The organism is Halomonas sp. 707D4, assembly GCF_024158685.1.
Taxonomy (GTDB): domain Bacteria; phylum Pseudomonadota; class Gammaproteobacteria; order Pseudomonadales; family Halomonadaceae; genus Vreelandella.
Window position 1 is genome coordinate 1 of record NZ_JAMZBD010000594.1, and the last position, 1,628, is coordinate 1,628.

The following is a 1,628-nucleotide window of genomic DNA, read 5'->3' on the forward strand; positions in this document are numbered from 1 at the left end:
CCAGCGCCAGCAGCACCGGGCTCTGGTGGAGCAGGGTGGCAAGCCCGAACACGCCAGCGACGATCAGCAGCGCGTCGCAGACGATGCACACCAGCGCCACCGCCAGCGGGTGCTCGCGGCGCAGGCTCTGGGAGAGCACGAAGGCGTTCTGCGCGCCGATCGCCACGATCAGCCCAAGTCCCATCACCAGGCCGTTGATATAGCTCAGTCCCACGGGTCACTCCTCGTCGAATCAATTGAAAGCCGCGATATAGCTCGCCATGCGCTGGGAGTGTGGGGCGTGAGCCGGTATAAATGAAACGAATAATCGCCATGAGGTATTAGGAAAACTGATGCTCGACTACAAGTTGTTGGATGCCCTGGCCGCCGTGGTGGAGCAGGGCGGCTTCGAGCGCGGCGCCCAGGCGCTGGGCCTGACCCAGTCGGCGGTCTCCCAGCGCGTCAAGCTGCTGGAGGCGCGCCTGGGCCAGCCGGTGCTCGTACGGGGCAATCCGCCGGTGCCCACGGCGGTCGGTCGGCAGCTTCTCAACCACGTACAACAGGTGCGCCTGCTCGAGCGCGACCTGGGCGGCCAGGTGCCGGCGCTCGACGAGGCCGGCACGCACCGGCTGCGCGTGGCGCTCAACGCCGACAGCCTCGCCACCTGGTGGGCCGAGGCGGTGGCGGCGTTCTGCGACGAGCGTCGGGTGCTGCTCGAACTGGTGGTCGAGGATCAGGACGTGGGCCTCAAGCGCATGCGCGCCGGCGACGTGGCAGGCTGCGTGTGCGCCGAGCCGCGTCCGGTGGCCGGCGCCGAGAGCGTGGCGCTGGGCGCGATGCGCTACCTGGGCGTGGCGAGCCCCGCCTTCGTCGAGCGTCACTTCAAGGGCGGCGTGAGTGCCGAGCGGCTGTTTCACGCCCCGGCGGTGATCTTCGGTATTGATGACCGCCTTCAGCACCGCTTCGCCGAACGCCTGGGCGTGGCGGACGGCTTCGTCCATCACGTCGTGCCCTCCTCGGAAGGCTTCGTGCGCATGCTCGAAAGCGGGCTTGGGTGGGGGCTGGTGCCGGCGCTGCAGATTCGCCGGGCGCTCGAGCGCGGCGCGCTGGTCGAGATCTGCCCCGGCGAAGGGGTCGACGTGCCGCTCTACTGGCACTCCTGGCGCCAGGGCGGGAAGCTCTTGCGCGAGCTGACGACGAGGCTTGTGCGCGAGGCGGGGCAACGGCTGGTATGACGCGCGGGCGCAACTGGCCGGATGGGCCCGCGCGCCGTATCATGACGAGGCACCTTCGATTCCGATCCTGCTGCCGCGAGTTCCCATGACCCACACTAAGACGCCCTTCATCGTGGTGCTGAGCCTGGCGCTGACCATGATGCTCGGTCCCTTCTCCATGGACACCTACCTGCCCGCCTTCCCGGTCATCGGCGAGACGCTGGGCGTCTCCCAGCAGTCGGTTTCGCTGAGCGTGTCGGTCTACGTCATCGCCCTGGCGCTCGGTCAACTGGTCGGCGGGGCGCTGTCGGACCGCTTCGGGCGCCAGCGCGTGCTGATGGGCGGGCTGGCGATCTTCGCCCTGGCGGGCGTGGTCATTGGCCTGGCGGACTCGCTCGGCCCGCTGCTCGGCGGGCGCGCGGTGCAGGCCTTCGG

The 1,628-nt window shown here is 69.3% G+C and carries 3 protein-coding genes; 2 read left to right on the forward strand and 1 reads right to left on the reverse strand.

Annotation, left to right across the window (positions count from 1 at the left end; all coding sequences use genetic code 11):
• Positions 1–214 (reverse strand): LysE family transporter (locus BIS11_RS16955; RefSeq protein WP_253586636.1); only part of this gene is annotated, 214 nt, incomplete at its 3' end.
• A gap of 118 nt (positions 215–332) precedes the next feature.
• Between BIS11_RS16955 and BIS11_RS16960 the strand changes: the two genes are divergently transcribed.
• Positions 333–1,214 (forward strand): LysR family transcriptional regulator ArgP, encoded by an 882-nt coding sequence (locus tag BIS11_RS16960; protein ID WP_253425716.1) that lies wholly within the window; start codon positions 333–335, stop codon positions 1,212–1,214.
• 85 nt (positions 1,215–1,299) lie between these two features.
• Positions 1,300–1,628 (forward strand): MFS transporter (locus BIS11_RS16965; RefSeq protein WP_253586637.1); only part of this gene is annotated, 329 nt, incomplete at its 3' end.